The sequence below is a fragment of the Kocuria sp. SM24M-10 genome (assembly GCF_001027955.1).
In the GTDB taxonomy this organism is placed as follows: domain Bacteria; phylum Actinomycetota; class Actinomycetes; order Actinomycetales; family Micrococcaceae; genus Kocuria; species Kocuria oceani.
This window is the reverse complement of sequence record NZ_LDNX01000120.1, coordinates 80,307-95,759: the sequence shown is the minus strand read 5'-3', so window position 1 is coordinate 95,759 and position 15,453 is coordinate 80,307. Positions and strand designations below refer to the sequence as shown.

Sequence of the window (15,453 nt, the reverse complement as noted above, 5' to 3'; positions counted from 1 at the left end):
GCACCTCGGGAACTCGGGGAACGGGGCGGGAAACACGCGGGCACCGACCAATCTACGAGCTGGGGCCGGACAGACATACTGGGAGCAGACGCCCGAGCAGGAAGCCGAGGAGCCCATGGAGTCCTTCCCCCAGTACACGCAGGCGGTCCTGGACCGGATCAACACGGTGATCGAGGGCAAGCCCGAGGCGGCCCGCACCGCCCTGAGCGTGCTGCTGGCCGGGGGCCACCTGCTCGTGGAGGACGTGCCGGGGGTGGGCAAGACCATGCTGGCCCGGACGCTGGCCTCGGCGATCGGCGGTTCGGTGGCGCGCATCCAGTTCACCCCGGACCTGCTGCCCACGGACATCACCGGGGTGGCGGTCTACGACCAGGCCCGGCGGGAGTTCGAGTTCAAGCCCGGCCCGGTGTTCGCCAACGTGGTCATCGGCGACGAGATCAACCGGGCCTCGGCCAAGACCCAGTCCGCGCTGCTCGAGTGCATGGCGGAGGGGCAGGTCACCGCGGACGGCACCACCTACCGGCTGTCCTCCCCCTTCATGGTGGTCGCCACGCAGAACCCGGTGGAGATGGACGGGACCTTCCCGCTGCCGGAGGCGCAGCGGGACCGTTTCACCGCCCGGATCTCGATGGGCTACCCGGACACCGCCGCGGAGATGTCGATGCTGTCCGACCACGGCGGCGGCTCCCCGCTGGAGGGCCTGCGCCCGGTCGTCCCGCTCGAGGAGGCCGCCCGCCTGGTCGCCCACGTGCGCGGGATCCACGTCTCGGACGCCGTGCGCGCCTACGTGGTGGCGCTCGGCCAGGCCACCCGCTCGCATCCGCAGATCCGGTTGGGCGCGAGCCCCCGGGCGCTGCTCCAGCTCCAGGCCACCGCCCGGGCGGAGGCCGCGCTCGCCGGACGGGAGTACGTCCTGCCCGACGACGTCCGCGCGATCGCGGTGCCCGTCCTGGCGCACCGGCTGATCCTGGACCGCCGCGCCGGCACCGACTCCGCGGAGGAGCTGGTGCGGGCGGTCCTGGACGAGGTCCGCGTCCCGGCCGAGCCGGCCTCACGGTCCCGATGAGCCGCCGGCCGGAGACCCTGCGGACGGAGGACGGCGAGCGGGCGGAGCAGCCCGTGGACTCCCGCGCGCGGTTCACCGGCCGCGGCTGGGCGTTCCTCGGGACCGGGGCGCTGTGCCTGCTGCTGGCCACCTGGCTGGGCCGCAAGGACGTGCTGGCGCTCGCGCTGTTCCTGGGCGGGGCCCCGCTGTTCGCCGCCCTGTCCCTGTCCGTGGTCAAGCCCCGGGTGCTGCTCAAGCGCGGGGTGGACCCGGCCCTGGTCACGGCCGGGGACTCGGCCGTGGTGCGGCTGCGGGTCCGGCACCGGTCCCGGCGCGCCGGCAGCGCCGCGGGCGCCGTGGCCGTGCTCGAGCGGGTGCCGGAGCCCCTCGGCGGGGACCGGGAGCTGAGCGTGCAGCCCGGCGGGGAGGCGGCCGCCTACACCGTCCGGCCGCGCCGGCGCGGGGTGTACGCGCTGGGCCCGGCCACGGTGCGGGTCGCCGATCCGTTCGGGCTGGCCACCGAGCTGCTCGACGCCTCCGAGCGCACCTCCCTGCACGTCGCCCCGGATCCCGTGGAGCTGCCCGAGATCCGCGCCGACCGGCTGCGGGAGTCCGGCACCGACCCCGTCCGCACCGCGCAGCCCCAGCCCGGTCCCGACAACGTGACCGTGCGCGAGTACCGGCACGGGGACCCCGTGCGCCGGGTGCACTGGGCCGCCTCGGCCCGGCAGGGCACCCTCATGGTGCGCCAGGAGGACCCCCGCAGCACCCGGCGGCTCAGCCTGCTCCTGGACCTCGACGACACGGCGTGGCCCGGTGAGCGGCAGTGGGCCGGGGTGCTGCCCAGCACGGCCGAGTTCGAGTGGGCCGTGTCCTTCACCGCCGCGGTGCTCGAGCACCTGACGCAGCGGGAGACCGCCGTGCACGCCCTGGACACCCGGGGCCGTCCCCTGCCCCGGGGCGGGGAGGACGACGACGCCGCGGTCCGCGGGCGCGTCACCGCGATCGACGACGACGCCGCCGAGGACGCCCGGCACGGACTGGCCCGGGTCCGGCCCCTGCCGGTGCCGGACGTCACCGCCGGCGCCGACAGCGGCCGCCGCGGAGCGGGCCACCGCGGCGGCGGCCGCGGCATCGACGGCGGCAGCGGCAGCGGAATGGCCGGCACCGACAGCCGCCGCGGCGGAGAGGCTCGCCCCGGCGACAGCCGCGGGATCGACGGGACCGTCGGCGGCAGCGGCAGCGCGGACCCGGTCTCCGCGCCCGGTGCCGATCCGGGTGCCGGGACCGGCGCCGGTCCCGGCGACCGGGCCGGCGCCTGGCCCGGCACCGAGGACGGACTGGCGGACCGGTTCGACCGCGACGGCCTGGTCCATTCGGTGCTGCTGGTCTCCGGCGACCTCGACCGGGCGGGCGCGCAGCGGATCCTGCACGGCACGCACCGGGCGGGCGCCGGCAGCGCGGTGCTGGTGGCCGCCGACGCCGACCGGGTTCCGGGCGGTGCGGCGGCCCTCGAGGCGGCGGGCTGGTCCGTCGTCGTCGTCACCGCGGCCACGGTCCCGGAGGAGGCCTGGGCGCATCTGGGCACCGGGTCCCGCACGGCCGGAGCGCTGCGGTGACCGCCGCCCCCGTGCGCTCCCCTGTGCGCGACTCCGCCGCCCCCGGCGTGCCCCCGGCACCCCGGCGCTCCGTGGCCGCCGTGCTCGGCCTGTCCGGCACGGTGCTGCTGGCCGTCGCGCTGTCCTTCGTGGGACCGGCTGCGGTCCTCGACGGCGGGAGCTGGGTCCCCGGCTGCCTGCTGGCCGCGCTCGCGGTGCTGGCCGCCACCGCGACGTCACGGGTGCTGGGCCTGTCCGTGCTCGCGCCCCTGTTCGGGGCGGGCGCCCTGGCGCTGGTGCTCACGGTGGTGTTCCTGCGCGAGCCCGCGCTGCTGGGCTTCGTCCCGACCCCCGGCAGCCTCGCCCTGGCCGGGGAGCTCGGACGGGAGGCCGCCGGGATCGCGGCGGGACGACCCGCCCCGTACCCGGACACGACGGCGCTCGCGTTCGTCGCCGCCGTCGCCGCGGGCCTCGTGACCCTGTTCGTGGACACGGTGCTCGTGGTGCTGCGCCTGCCCGGGGCCAGCGCCCTGGGCGTGCTGGCCCCGCTGGTGCTGCCCGCCCTGGTCCTGCCCGAGAGCGTCGGGCTGGCCGGGACCGCGGCGGCCGTGCTCGCCGCCCTGGTGCTGCTCGCCGGGGCCCGCCGCTTCGGCGCGGTCCGCGAGGCCCGCACCGCCGCCGCCCCCGGCACCTGGGCCCGGGCCCTGGTGGTGGTCGCCGGGGTGCTGGCCGTGACCCTGCTCGTGCCCGGTGTGGTGCCGGGCTTCGTCAACGGCGCGTTCCCCCAGGGCAGCGGACCGGGCGGGGACCGCGCCCCCGGGGTGGGGCCGCTGCGGGCCGTGGGGCAGGACCTGCGCTCGGCGGAGCAGCGGCCGCGCCTGGAGTACCGCACGAGCACCGGTGAGCCCGAGCTCCTGCGGGTGCTCGTGCTCGACGACTTCACCGGGGCCGAGTGGTTCCCGGACGGCACCGGCCTGGAGCCGGGTCTCGACGCCCTCGGCGCGGACGCCGCGGGACCGGCCGCCGCCGAGCGCAGCGCCTCCGTGCAGCTGCGGGACTGGTCCGAGCGCTGGCTGCCCCTGCCCTGGGCTCCGGTCGGCGTGACGGGGCTCGACGAGGGCGACTGGGCCGTGAGCCCTCAGCACCGCACCGTGCACGGTGACGGCGTCCCGCCCGAGGGCACCACCTACGAGGCGCGGGCGGTGGCGGCCGAGCCGACGTCCGCGCAGCTGCGCGGGGCACCGGCCGCGGCGCGGACCGCGGAGCTCGCCCCGTTCCTCGAGCTGCCCGAGGACACCCCGACGGCCCTGCGCGAGGCCGCGCGGGAACGGGCCGGGGACGCCCCGACCGCCTTCGACCAGGCGCTGGCACTGCAGGAGTGGCTGCGCTCGGAGGAGTTCCGCTACGACGCGAACGCCCCGGCCGCCCGGGGCTACGACGCCGGCGGCATGGCCGCGCTCGAGCAGTTCCTCGCCACCCGCACGGGCTACGCCGGGCACTTCGCCCCGGCGATGGCCGTCATGGCCCGCGAGCTGGGCATCCCGGCCCGCGTGGCGGTGGGCTACCTGCCGTCGCCCACCGCGGCCGAGGGCACTTTCGGGGACACCTTCACCGTCCTGCCGCGCGACGCCCACGCCTGGCCGGAGCTGTGGTTCGAGGGCACCGGCTGGGTGCGCTTCGAGCCGACCCCCGGCACCGGGGACGTGCCCGGCTACGCCGCCGAGGGCGCCACCGACGAGGACGAGGGGCCGGCGGAGGGAGAGGGCTCGACCGAGCCGACCGCCGCGCCGGAGGACACCCCCACCCCGGCGAGCACGGCCGGGCCCGAGGAGACCGGCGCGCCCTCGGCCGCGCCCACGGCCGTGCCGACGCCGGAGCCTCCCGCGGCCACCGCCCCCGAGCCTGATCCCGGACCGGCCGGCCGGCTGCTGTGGCTCACCGGCGGACTGGCCGCGACGCTGCTCGTCCTGCTCGCCGCCCTCCCCCGTCTGCTGCGGGACCGGCGGCGCAGGCGGCGGATGCGCCTGCTCGGGGACGCCGGCGCCCCGGCGGTAGCCCGTGCGACGGCGGGCTGGGCGGAGTTCGAGGACCTCGCGGCCGACCACGGCCTGGGCCGGGCCGCCGCGGAGACCCCACGGGCCTTCGTGGAGCGGATCGCGGCGACCGTGCCCACGGCCGGCGCCGCGCTGGGCCGGCTGGGACGGGACGTGGAGCGCGCCCTCTACGCGCCGGCAGCGGCGCCGTGGTCACCCGAGGCCGATCCCGAGGACCTCGCCGCGGTGCGTGCCGCGCTGGCCGGGCGTGGAGGCCCGGGTGCCCGCCGGGCCCGCTGGCTGCCGCCCACCTGGCGTCACCGGCACTGACCGCCCCGCATGCCTCCTTCCGCCCCGCCTCCTTCCCCCGCCCCGCCGAGTCCCCCACACCCGAACAGCAGACCCGCCGGGTCCCCTCACATCTGACCCCCGACCCGCCGAGTCCCCCACACCGGAACCCCCAACCCGCCGAGTCCCCCATGAGCTCGCAATCCCCCCGATCAGACCGGGGGGATTGCGAGCTCATGGGGGACTCGGCGCTCGAGAGAGATCACCTCGGGCTCTACGGGAAGCCGGGAGTGGGCATGAGCGTGGGAGTGGGAGGGACGAGCTCACCACCTGTAGTCGAGGAACTTCCCGTCGAAGGTGACCACCACGCGGTCGCCGTCGGGGTCCGGGCGCCGGGAGACGTCGACCCGGAAGTTGATCGCGCTCATGATCCCGTCCCCGAACTCCTCGTGGATGAGCTCCTTGAGGGCCGGTCCGTAGACGGCCAGGGCCTCGGTGAAGCGGTAGATCGTGGGATCGGCCATGCGTTCCGGGTCGGCGCCCCGGGACGGCTGCCGCTGCAGGCTCTCGGCCACCGTCCCGTCCAGCCCGAGGAGCTCGCAGACCTGGCCGGCCTGGTCCGCGCTCAGCGGGTGCTGCCCGAGCAGCGCGGCGGTGGTCCACACCGGTGCGGCGCCGATCCGCTCGGCGATCTCGTGCCAGGACAGGCCGCGCCGCAGCCTGGCGGCGACCACGAGCTCGGCGGCGTCGGATCTGGTCATGATGGGGGTCATTGGTGCTCCTCGGAACGGCGGAAGGGCGGTCGGTGCGGCAGGCGGCGGGTCACTCCGCGGCGACGGGCACGTCCTGCGCCACCGGGCGGGGCCGGGTGAGGCCCGTCCGGGCGTGGGTGGCGTAGAGGGTGAGCCCCACGAAGGTCAGCCCGCCCACGAGGTTGCCGAGCACGGTGGGGATCTCGTTCCACACGAGGTAGTCCATGACGGAGAAGTCGCCGCCGAGGATCAGGCCCGAGGGGAACAGGAACATGTTGACGATCGAGTGCTCGAAGCCCATGTAGAAGAACAGCAGGATGGGCATCCACATGGCGATCACCTTGCCGGAGACGCTCGTGGACATCATCGCGGCGACCACACCGGTGGAGACCATCCAGTTGCACAGCACGGCCCGGACGAACAGGGTCAGCATCCCGGCGGCGCCGTAGTCGGCGTAGCCGACCGTGCGGCCCTCCCCGATCGAGCCGATGGCCTGCCCGACCTCGTTGGGCGCGGTGGAGAAGCCGTAGGTGAAGATGATCGCCATCATGACGGCCACGGTGAACGCCCCGGCGAAGTTGCCGAGGAAGACGAGCCCCCAGTTGCGCAGCATCGAGCGCACCGTGACGCCGGGGCGCTTGTCGATCAGGGCCAGGGGCACCAGGGTGAACACCCCGGTCAGCAGGTCGAAGCCGAGCAGGTACAGCAGGCAGAAGCCCACCGGGAAGAGCAGCGCCCCGACCACCGCCTGACCGGTCTGCACGGTGACGGTCACGGCGAACGCCGCGGCCAGGGCGAGGATGGCACCGGCCATGAACGCCCGGATCAGGGTGTCCCGGGTGGACATGAAGACCTTCGCCTCACCGGCGTCGATCATCTTCGTGACGAAGTCCGAGGGATGCACGTAGGACATGGCGTGGCTCCGATACGGGGAAGGACGGGAGGTGCCGGGGACCCGGCTGCCCTCGATTCTGGGCGGACCGTGTTTCCGCGCCGTGTCGGTGCAGGCACCACCGGGTCAACTCGGGCGCACCCTGGGCGGGCCCGGCGGTGAGGCGCCGCACTCAGCCCTTGCGGGCGGCCAGCACCGTCTCGTAGAGCTCCCGCTTGCCCACGCCGGAGCGCGCGGCGACCTCCCCGGCGGCGTCCTTCAACCGGGCGCCCCCGGTCACGAGGGCCTCGACCTCGGCCACGAGGTCCTCGGGGCGGGCCGCCTCGGGGGCCGGGGCACCGGCGACGACGACGGCGATCTCCCCGCGCACCTGGCCCTCGGCGCACCAGTCGAGGAGCTCGGCGAGGGAACCCCGCACGACCTCCTCGTGCAGCTTGGTGAGCTCCCGGGCGACGACCGCCCGGCGCCCGGGCCCGAACGCCTCCTGCAGCGCGGTGAGCATGACCGCGAGCCGGTGCGGGGCCTCGTAGAAGACCATGGTGCGGCGCTCGCCGACGAGCTCGGCGAGGCGGGCGGCCCGCTCGGAGGACTTGCGCGGCAGGAAGCCCTCGAACGTGAACCGGTCGGTGGGCAGGCCGGACACCGCCAGGGCCGTGAGCACCGCCGAGGGGCCGGGCACGGCGGTCACGGTCAGGCCCTCCGCCGCGGCGGCCTCGGCCAGCCGGTAGCCCGGGTCGGAGACGGTGGGCATCCCGGCGTCGGACAGGACCAGCACGGTGGCCCCGGCGCGCACGGCGTCGAGCAGCTCGGCGACCCGCCCGGCCTCGTTGTGCTCGTGGTGGGTCAGCACCCGCCCGCGGGTGGTGACGCCGAGGCCGGCGGTGAGCCGACGCAGCCTGCGGGTGTCCTCGACGGCGAGCACGTCCGCGGTCTCCAGGGCCTCCCGCAGCCGGGGCGGGGCGTCCCCCAGGTTGCCGATCGGGGTGCCCGCCAGCACGACCCGCCCGGGGCCCGCGGTGCCGCCGGCCGGGTCGGCGGGGGCGGCGGTCGGGGCGTCGTCGTGGGGTTCGGTGTGCACGGGTCCACTCTACGGCCCGGCCCGGGGGCTCTCCCCTCCCCCGCGGACGTCCGGGGCGGGCGGGGGCCCGTCCCCTACGATGACTTCCGTGAGTTCCTCGGTGCGCGCCCCAGCCCGCGGCCCGGTGACCCGGGCCGGGGAACCGGTGACCACGCTGCGCCGGTCCCTCGCCCCGGACGCCCTGCGGGCACGGCTGCTGCCGCCCGCCGCGGCGGTGCCCCGCCTGGCCTGGCTGGCACCGCTGCTCGTCGTGGTGCTGGGAGGGGTGCTGCGCTTCCACGGGCTCTCCCACCCGGACGCGATCGTCTTCGACGAGACCTACTACGTGAAGGACTCCTACTCCCTGCTGCGCTACGGCTACGAGCGGCAGTGGCCGGAGGGCGCGGACGAGCTGTTCGTGGCGGGCACGCCGCCGGAGGCCCTGAGCGGCCCGTCCTACGTGGTCCACCCGCCGGTCGGCAAGTGGCTCATCGCCTGGGGGATGTGGCTGGTCGGCGCCGAGGACCCCGTGGGGTGGCGCTTCTCCTCGGCGCTGTTCGGCACGCTGTCGATCGCGCTGGTGTGCGCCGCCGGGTGGCTGCTCTTCCGCTCGCTCACGGTGGCCACGCTCGCGGGGCTCTTCACCGCCGTGGACGGGCTGCACCTGGTGCAGTCGCGGCTGGCGATGCTGGACGTCTTCCTGATGTTCTTCGTCCTGCTCGCCTTCGTCCTGCTCCTGCTGGACCGCCGGGACGGCCGCCGCCGCCTGGTCGCCCGGCTGGGGGTGCCCCCGGACCGGCAGGTGCCCGAGGCGCAGCTGGCCCGCCGCCTCGCGTGGGGGCCGTGGCTGGGGGTGCGCTGGTGGCGGATCGCCGCGGGCGCGGCCTGCGGGCTGGCGGTCGGCGTGAAGTGGAGCGCCCTGTTCCTGGTCGCCGGCCTCGGTGTGCTCACGGTGCTCTGGGACCTCAACGCCCGCCGCACGGCCGGGATCCGGCACTGGTTCCCGGCCGCGGTGCTCAAGGACGGCGTGCCGGCGTTCCTGGCGGTGGTCGGCACGGGCGCGGTGGTCTACGTGCTCACGTGGACGGGCTGGCTCGCCTCGACCGGCGCCTACGACCGCCGGTGGGCGCAGGAGCACCCGGGCGAGGGCGTGCTGTGGCTGCCCGCTCCCCTGCGCTCGCTGTGGGCCTACCACTCCTCCGCCTACGGCTTCCACAGCGGCCTGGGCACCGAGCACTCCTACGAGGCGCTGCCGTGGCTGTGGCTGACCCTGGGACGGCCCACCTCCTACTTCTACGAGGCCCCCGAGCAGGGTGCGGCCGGATGTGCCGTGGAGAACTGCTCCCAGGCCATCCTCAACATCGGCAACCCGCTGCTGTGGTGGACGGGGATCGCCGCCGTGCTGGTGGCGGCGTGGCTGTGGGCGGTGCGGCGGGACTGGCGCTGGGGGGCGCTGCTCGGCGTGTTCGCCGCCGGGTACCTGCCCTGGTACCTGTTTCCGGAGCGGACGATGTACTACTTCTACGCGCTGCCGGTGCAGCCGTTCCTGATGCTGATGCTCGCCGGGATGCTGGGGCTGGTGCTGGGCCGGCCGGAGGACTCCGTGCGCCGCCGGCGGGCAGGCCTCCTGGTGGTGGGGGTGTTCACGGCCGCGGCGCTGCTGCTGAGCGCCCACTTCGCCCCGGTCTGGTACGCCGAGACGGTCCCCTACGGGCAGTGGCGGGAACGGATGTGGTTCGCCGCCTGGATCTGAGCCGCCCGGATCCGGGCCGCCCGGGTCCGGGTCGTCGGTCCGGGGCCGCCCCGGTCAGCGTCCGGCGAGCCGTCGCTTGAGCTCCTGGCGCCGGCGCACCCGGTCGAGGGCCCGGTGCCGGCGGAACGCGGTGGGCCACGTCGCGGCCATCACGGCGAGGGCGCCCAGCAGGGCCAGCGCGCCCACCGTGATCGCGGCGTCCATCCAGAACTGGGTGGGATAGAGCCGGATCAGGGTGTCGGAGACCCGGAAGGTCCAGGAGCCCTCCGCGAAGAACAGCGAGTGGAACAGGGCGAAGAACTGCTGCCAGCCCAGCACCGCCGCCACGGCCAGCAGCACCAGCAGCACCACGGTCAGCCACGACCCGAAGAACAGGGCGCCCGAGGCCGCCCCCGGCGCCTTGGCCCGCAGGTACAGGGAGGAGACGAGGCCGAGCACGGCCAGGACGGCGACCGCGGCGAGGGCGCTCTGCAGGACGATCTTCACGTCCGTCATGTGCGCGACCTCCGAGCCCAGGAACAGCCGGCCCCCGCCCGCGCCCACGAGCCCGCCGAGGAACTCGGGCGGCGCCCAGTTCAGGACGTAGTCCAGGCCGTAGGACCCGTAGACCATCCGCTCGTCCGTGGAGAAGCCGTAGCGGTCCGCGGGAAAGCCGGGCCGGTGGTACTCCGCCCACAGGAACAGCGGCGTGGCCACCGTGCGCACCGCCGCCGCCAGCAGCGCCAGGGGCAGCAGCAGGGCCAGGAAGACCTGCTGCAGGCGCGGGAACCGGGGCTCGTCGGCCAGCGCGTCGCGGCGCAGGGCGGCCCGGCGGCGGGCCTCCGCGTCCGGTTCGTCGTCCTCCCCGACGTCGACGGCCCCGACGGCGCGGGAGCCGCCCGGAGCCCGCCCGGACCCGCCGGCCGCCGCGCTGCCCTCCGCAGGCTCGGCTCCGCTCTCGCGCGCGGGTGCGCCGTCGCGGCCGGGCTCCGGCGCGGGGTCGGCGGGCGGGACGGCGGGCAGCAGTCCCGTCCACACCGGGTCCTCGCCGCGCCGGGCGTCCGCCGCGGCGGAGCCGGCCTGCTGCCAGGGGGCCTTGTCGTTGCTGGAGGAGGGCACGGGCGGGTCCTTCGGTCGGGGGTGCTCATGGGCTCGGCGCGGGCGGGACCGCGCCGGTCGGTCCCGATCCTACCCACCGGGGACCTCAGCGGCGGCGCCTCACCACTTGCCCTGCCACGACTCGTCGGCGTAGTGCTCCAGCGGGATGTTCCAGTCTCCGTAGCCGTCGTCGGGGTCGGCCTGCGGATACCCGGTGCCGACGACCTCCACGATGTCGCCGGGGCGGAAGACGTCGTGGACGAACTTCGCGCCCTCGGCGGACATGCCCACGCACCCGTGCGAGACGTTGGCCTCGCCCAGGACGGGCATCGCCGAGGGCAGGGCCTGGTGCACGAACTCGCCGCTGGCCGTCAGCCGGGACACGTTGGAGGCCCAGAAGGTCTCGTACCAGTGCGGGTCGCCGGGCTGCAGGCTCAGCGAGGAGGCCTTGAACAGGTAGCTGGGGGCCTGCTCCATGATGACCTTCCGGCCCGTGGTGGAGGGCCAGTCGGGGTTGCCGAGGGTGACGGGGAACGTCCCGGCGACCTCGCCGTCGACGTAGGCCGTCAGCGTCTTCGTCGCGTCGTCGACGCGGGCGTAGTGCTCGGCGCCGATCGAGAAGCTGCGGCGCAGGTCGTGGTTGCCGATCATCCCGCCGCCCACGTCCAGGCCCAGCAGGTCCAGGGAGACGGTCACCTCGGAGTGCGGCTCCCAGGTGTCCGCGGGCCGGTAGCGCAGCACGGTGCCGGAGTACCAGCGGAAGGCCCCGGCCCGGTCCCCGCCGCCGCGCACGGTGATCGCCCGCTCGACCTCGTCGCGGTGCCGGACGGGCTCCGAGAAGGTGAACTGCAGGATCTGCCCGGTGCCGTAGACCCCGCCCTCGGCCACGTTGACCCGCGCGTCGACCTCCTGGGCCGCCGAGACGGTGCTGAAGGTGCTCGTGCCCGTGCTCGTGGTGCCGCCGGCCGCGGCGGTCCAGTGCAGCACGTACGCGGTGTCGAAGGCCAGCACGTCCGTGCTGGTCCACGTGCGCCCGTCCGCGGAGCGCTCCCCGGGCACGGGCACCCCACCGGCGGCGGGCACGAGCACCACTTCGCCCAGTTCGCCAACGCCGGTGCGCACCACGACCGGGTCCACGGGATTGTGCTCCACGGCGGCGTCCGCGGGCGTGACCACGACGCCGGCCGGCTGCGGGCCCGCCGGCGCCGTGGTGGCCGGTTCCGTGGCGGTCGGCCCCGTGGTGGCCGGCCCTGTGATGGCCGGCGTCGCGCTCGGGGCCGAGGTCGCCGCCGACCCGGTGGAGGACGCGACGGTGGGCGCAGGCTCACCGGAGTGGGCCCCGGCGGCGTGCGCGCAGCCGGTGGCGAGCACCGCCGTCGCCGTGGCCAGCGCGAGCAGGCGGCGGGCCGGGACGGCGCGGGGCGCGCGGTGGGGACGGGAGGACAGGGACATCGTGGGGACACCTCGAGGGGACGGGGGGAAGCGCTCGGGGACGGGCCCCACGATAGGCACACCGACCCGTGCACGACCTACTCGGCCACCCCGCGGGTACGAATGTTAACGGCTTCGTGACCCCGGTCGGCGCCGAGGGGAGGATCCCGGGCGGAGGGTGCCCGCGGGCGTGCGCCGGTCCCGAGCGCTCAGCGGTCGGGGCACAGGCAGGCGATCCCGTTGCGGATCGGATAGACCGGGTGCACGCCGTCCCGGAACGGACGGTCGCTCATCAAGCGGTCCGCGTCCACGGGGATCAGCGTCCCGCCCGTCAGGGGGCAGCGCAGGATCGCGGCCAGTCCCGGGTCCAGGACGGTCGTCGCCGGGGGCGTCGGCTCGGGGGCGGGGACGGGGGCCGCCCAGGGAGCGGCACGGTGACCCCCGCTGCTCTCGGGACGGCGCGCGGGGCCGTGCGCATAGGGGTTCTCGGCCGGGACGGCGTGCGTCGGCTGCGTCGTTGCAGGGACAGTCATGGGGTCTCCTGGTGCTCCGGGGGGAAGAGCCTCCGTGCCGGACAGGCACGGTCTGCGGCTCATCCTAGGGCGGGGGCACCGCCGTGCGGAGCATTCCGCCGGACGCCGCGCCGCTCAGACCTCGGGCACCGCCGCGCCGCCGTGCCCCGTGGGCCGCCGCAGGTGCGGCCGCCGCAGGCTGTCGGGCATCGGGACGTCGCGCGGGAGCGGCTCCGGGAGCCGGCGCTCCGGGACCGGACGGTCCGGGAGCGCGTCCCGGGGTGCGGCGGAGCGGGGCAGGGACACGTCGCGCAGCACCGCCCGGGGACGCTCCCGGACGGCCGCGGGCGGCTCCGGTTCGCGGACCGCCTCGGCCACGGCACCGATGTCCTCGCGGCGTGCCCGGTCCTCCGGCAGCTCCAGGCGAACCACCTGCCAGCCGCGCGGCACCGTGAGCCGGTCGGAGTGCACCGCGCACAGGTCGTAGGCGTGGGGCTCGGCGTGGCCGGCCAGCGGTCCCACGACGGCGGTCGAGTCCGAGTACACGTAGGTGAGGGTCGTGACCGCGTCCCGCGTGCAGGTCTGGCGGGAGCAACGTCGGGTGGCACTGCCGGAGGAGCTCATCGCACGAAACTACCTCAGCGCGTCAGCCGGCGCAGGCGGCGGCGCTCCCGTTCGGACAGCCCGCCCCAGATGCCGAACTTCTCGTCCTTGCTCATGGCGTAGTCCAGGCACGCGCTCTGCACCGGGCACGCCTCGCAGACGCGCTTGGCGTCACGGGTGGATCCGCCCTTCTCCGGGAAGAACGCCTCCGGGTCCGTCTGGGCGCACAGGGCGTCGGTCTGCCAGGCGAGCTCGCCCTCGTCCTCCTCCACCGCGTACAGCCCGGCGACCGAGCCCCAGTCCAGGCCGCCGTCGGCGACCGGGGTCTCGAGCAGGTCCACGACCGGGCCGGCCGCGTCCCCCGAGAGGTTCTGCACGGTGTCGTGCGCGGCGAGGTAGGCGGTGGCCTGCTCCTCCAGGCTGCCGCCGGCGCGGCGGACGTGGCGCTCTGCGGCCCGAGGGTCGGCCGGATCCACGAACCAGTCCTCGGGCACCGAGCGCACGCTGCGCCGCGAGGTGCTGAGGGGGGTGGAATCGACGAGCTGCTGGCGTGCGGCCTCTCCCATGACTTTCCTTCCATCCGACACGTTGGCCCCGGACTGGCATACTGCGGGGGTACCAGTTCGTTGCATCCCGGAGAACGAATCTTTGGTGATCGCCTGCCGGACTTCCTCATTACACGTGTGTAACTACTACTGCGTCAACCCTCTCGCCGGAGGGACCCTTGGAACCATATCGGCCCAGATTTCCTTTGGGAGTAGACGTTTTTCCAGGTCACGCCCGGTTTGGCGCGAAGCGCCCGGAAAAGCGAAGAATGCACGCCGACGCATATGCCTCGGGACGGCCTCCGGCGGCCCCGCAACCCCCAGGAGGAGCCCTTGGACATCCCTACCCCCACCTCTGTCCCCCGCTTGGTGGACAAGCTCCGCCGGAGCAGCCACCCCGCCCTCATCTGGTACGGGCAGGACGGCGAGCGCGTGGAACTCTCCGGCCGAGTGCTGGACAACTGGGCGGCCAAGACGGCGAACCTGTGGGTGGACGAGCTGGACCTGCAGGCGGGCGACGTCGTCGCCCTGGGCGACGAGGTGCACTGGCGCGGCCTCGCCGTGGCCCTGGGCACGTGGACCATGGGCGCCGGGCTGCGGCCGGTCGACCCGTCCGGAGGTGCCCCGGAGCCCGGTGACCGGGCCGTGGCGGGACTCGTGGACGCCCGGGGTGCGCTTCCCGCCCTGCTCGGGCGGGTGCCCTCCGGGGCGCGGGCGGTGGTGCTGGACCGCCCGGCGCTCTCGCTCGGGTACCGGGGGGAGCTGCCCGAGGGGGACGCGCTGGACTACTGCGCCGAGGTGCGGTCCCACGCGGACGTGTACGAGGGCTTCGAGGAGCCGGACCCGGACGGGCCGGCCCTGTGGGCGGCGGGCGATGACGGGCCCCTGAGCCACGGGGCGCTGCTGCCGGACGCCGCCGCGTGCGTGTCCGGCCGGGAGCAGACGTGGGGCGGGGCCGCGGCGGTGCACGTGCCCGGACGGCGGATGGACGCGGAGCACCTGCTGCGCGTCCTGGGCGTGCTGGCCGGTGGCCGGGCGGTGGTCGTCACGGACCGGCCGGCGGACGGCACCGACCCGTCCTGGGCGTCCGTGCTGGCGGCCGAGAACGCCGTGGCGTTCTGATCCGCTCCGCTCAGCGGCCCTCGGCCGGGCCCGCGCCCTCGTGGGCGTCCCGGCCGGGGTGCGCAGCACTCTCCCGGGGCGTGTGCTCGGCGGTCTCCCGCGGCGCCTGCTCGGCGGTTCCCCGCCGCGGGTGCTCGGTGCCGCCCGCGGGGGCGGCACCGGTGATCAGCGCGATCTCGAGGGCCGCGGTGTCGGCGAAGTTCGGGTCCTCGTCGAGCTCCTCGGTGAAGACCCAGAAACGGTAGGCGAAGTACCGGAAGATCGTGCCGAGGATGGTGCCGATGATCGTGCCGGAGACGAAGGACGCGTAGGCGCTCGTGAGGCCCAGCACGTAGTAGCTGAAGCCGAGGCAGCCCAGCTCGATGGCCATGCCGATGCCGTTGGCCACGAGGAACTGCACCAGCTCGCGGCGCTTGTCCGACTGGCGCTTGTGCCGGAAGGTCCAGAGGCGGTTCGCGACCCAGGCGAAGAGGATCGCGACGCCGGTGGCGACGAACTTGGCCTTGAGGTGACCGTCCTGGAACCAGGTGTGCATCAGCACCCAGGTGAGCGACGCGTTGATGACGAAGGCGAGCGCCCCGACGACTCCGAACTTCATGAGTTCCTTGACGAACAGGTGCCACAGGGCATCGAAACGGTCGACGAGACGGTTCACGCGGCTTCAGGTCTCCCAGGTGGTGGGTCGGTGGGCGCCGGCCGGCGCAGCGGTCGACGGACGCGGGCAAGCCCCCGCGGCGGACCTCGG

At 75.4% G+C, this 15,453-nt stretch carries 14 protein-coding genes; 5 read left to right on the top strand and 9 right to left on the bottom strand.

Annotated features, from left to right (window positions below):
* The first annotated feature begins 115 nt into the window (after positions 1-115).
* The 3 genes from ABL57_RS14070 to ABL57_RS14060 are packed head-to-tail and all read left to right on the top strand — an operon-like array spanning position 116 to position 5,006.
* Complete coding sequence (locus ABL57_RS14070; RefSeq protein ID WP_047804092.1) at positions 116-1,066, top strand: MoxR family ATPase; 951 nt, start codon at positions 116-118, stop codon at positions 1,064-1,066.
* Positions 1,063-2,664 carry a DUF58 domain-containing protein gene (locus tag ABL57_RS14065; protein WP_047804091.1) on the top strand — a complete coding sequence of 534 codons (1,602 nt, stop codon included), beginning with the start codon at positions 1,063-1,065 and terminating at the stop codon, positions 2,662-2,664. The genes ABL57_RS14070 and ABL57_RS14065 overlap by 4 nt, the downstream gene beginning before the upstream one ends.
* Positions 2,661-5,006, top strand: coding sequence for a transglutaminaseTgpA domain-containing protein (locus ABL57_RS14060; protein WP_053004981.1), 2,346 nt, complete (start codon positions 2,661-2,663; stop codon positions 5,004-5,006). The genes ABL57_RS14065 and ABL57_RS14060 overlap by 4 nt, the downstream gene beginning before the upstream one ends.
* A 281-nt stretch (positions 5,007-5,287) precedes the next feature.
* On the opposite strand, the gene cynS is transcribed toward ABL57_RS14060, so the two are convergent.
* From cynS to rsmI, 3 genes are all read right to left on the bottom strand, one after another.
* Positions 5,288-5,725 (bottom strand): cyanase, encoded by a 438-nt coding sequence (cynS, locus tag ABL57_RS14055; RefSeq protein ID WP_238986061.1) that lies wholly within the window; start codon positions 5,723-5,725, stop codon positions 5,288-5,290.
* A gap of 61 nt (positions 5,726-5,786) precedes the next feature.
* Entirely contained in the window at positions 5,787-6,629 is an 843-nt protein-coding gene (locus ABL57_RS14050) for a formate/nitrite transporter family protein (protein WP_047804089.1), read from the bottom strand.
* A 151-nt stretch (positions 6,630-6,780) separates the two neighbouring features.
* Positions 6,781-7,686, bottom strand: coding sequence for a 16S rRNA (cytidine(1402)-2'-O)-methyltransferase (gene rsmI, locus ABL57_RS14045; RefSeq protein WP_047804088.1), 906 nt, complete (start codon positions 7,684-7,686; stop codon positions 6,781-6,783).
* A 79-nt stretch (positions 7,687-7,765) separates the two neighbouring features.
* Here rsmI and ABL57_RS14040 point away from each other — a divergent pair, with 79 nt between their 5' ends.
* A complete protein-coding gene (locus ABL57_RS14040; RefSeq protein WP_203225634.1) occupies positions 7,766-9,418 on the top strand; it encodes a dolichyl-phosphate-mannose--protein mannosyltransferase in 1,653 nt (550 codons plus the stop codon).
* A gap of 54 nt (positions 9,419-9,472) precedes the next feature.
* Here the strand turns inward: ABL57_RS14040 and ABL57_RS14035 are convergent, their stop codons facing one another.
* The 5 genes from ABL57_RS14035 to ABL57_RS23405 form a co-directional block, all read right to left on the bottom strand.
* A complete protein-coding gene (locus ABL57_RS14035; protein ID WP_082157452.1) occupies positions 9,473-10,516 on the bottom strand; it encodes a TIGR01906 family membrane protein in 1,044 nt (347 codons plus the stop codon).
* 99 nt (positions 10,517-10,615) lie between these two features.
* Positions 10,616-11,947: an Ig-like domain-containing protein gene (locus tag ABL57_RS14030; protein WP_047804087.1), complete on the bottom strand. Its 1,332-nt coding sequence runs from the start codon at positions 11,945-11,947 to the stop codon at positions 10,616-10,618.
* A 188-nt stretch (positions 11,948-12,135) separates the two neighbouring features.
* Positions 12,136-12,459, bottom strand: a complete 324-nt coding sequence (locus ABL57_RS14025; protein WP_047804086.1) for a hypothetical protein — start codon at positions 12,457-12,459, stop codon at positions 12,136-12,138.
* Between the two features lie 114 nt (positions 12,460-12,573).
* Entirely contained in the window at positions 12,574-13,062 is a 489-nt protein-coding gene (locus ABL57_RS14020) for a DUF3499 family protein (protein WP_047804085.1), read from the bottom strand.
* A gap of 14 nt (positions 13,063-13,076) precedes the next feature.
* Positions 13,077-13,607 carry a WhiB family transcriptional regulator gene (locus ABL57_RS23405; protein ID WP_053004980.1) on the bottom strand — a complete coding sequence of 177 codons (531 nt, stop codon included), beginning with the start codon at positions 13,605-13,607 and terminating at the stop codon, positions 13,077-13,079.
* Between the two features lie 312 nt (positions 13,608-13,919).
* Here ABL57_RS23405 and ABL57_RS14010 point away from each other — a divergent pair, with 312 nt between their 5' ends.
* On the top strand, positions 13,920-14,708 hold the full coding sequence (locus tag ABL57_RS14010; protein ID WP_152683404.1) for a TIGR03089 family protein: 789 nt from the start codon (positions 13,920-13,922) through the stop codon (positions 14,706-14,708).
* Between the two features lie 10 nt (positions 14,709-14,718).
* Here ABL57_RS14010 and ABL57_RS14005 read toward each other — a convergent pair whose 3' ends face one another.
* Positions 14,719-15,363, bottom strand: coding sequence for a GtrA family protein (locus ABL57_RS14005; protein ID WP_047804084.1), 645 nt, complete (start codon positions 15,361-15,363; stop codon positions 14,719-14,721).
* Between the last annotated feature and the right edge of the window lie 90 nt (positions 15,364-15,453).

Excerpts from the sequence above, each read along its gene's own strand:
- ABL57_RS14070 (WP_047804092.1), top strand. The coding sequence starts at position 116 with ATGGAGTCCTTCCCCCAGTACACGCAGGCGGTCCTGGACCGGATCAAC.
- ABL57_RS14065 (WP_047804091.1), top strand. The coding sequence starts at position 1,063 with ATGAGCCGCCGGCCGGAGACCCTGCGGACGGAGGACGGCGAGCGGGCG.
- cynS (WP_238986061.1), bottom strand. The coding sequence starts at position 5,725 with ATGACCAGATCCGACGCCGCCGAGCTCGTGGTCGCCGCCAGGCTGCGG.
- ABL57_RS14050 (WP_047804089.1), bottom strand. The coding sequence starts at position 6,629 with ATGTCCTACGTGCATCCCTCGGACTTCGTCACGAAGATGATCGACGCC.
- ABL57_RS14040 (WP_203225634.1), top strand. The coding sequence starts at position 7,766 with ATGACTTCCGTGAGTTCCTCGGTGCGCGCCCCAGCCCGCGGCCCGGTG.
- ABL57_RS14030 (WP_047804087.1), bottom strand. The coding sequence starts at position 11,947 with ATGTCCCTGTCCTCCCGTCCCCACCGCGCGCCCCGCGCCGTCCCGGCC.
- ABL57_RS14025 (WP_047804086.1), bottom strand. The coding sequence starts at position 12,459 with ATGACTGTCCCTGCAACGACGCAGCCGACGCACGCCGTCCCGGCCGAG.
- ABL57_RS14020 (WP_047804085.1), bottom strand. The coding sequence starts at position 13,062 with ATGAGCTCCTCCGGCAGTGCCACCCGACGTTGCTCCCGCCAGACCTGC.
- ABL57_RS23405 (WP_053004980.1), bottom strand. The coding sequence starts at position 13,607 with ATGGGAGAGGCCGCACGCCAGCAGCTCGTCGATTCCACCCCCCTCAGC.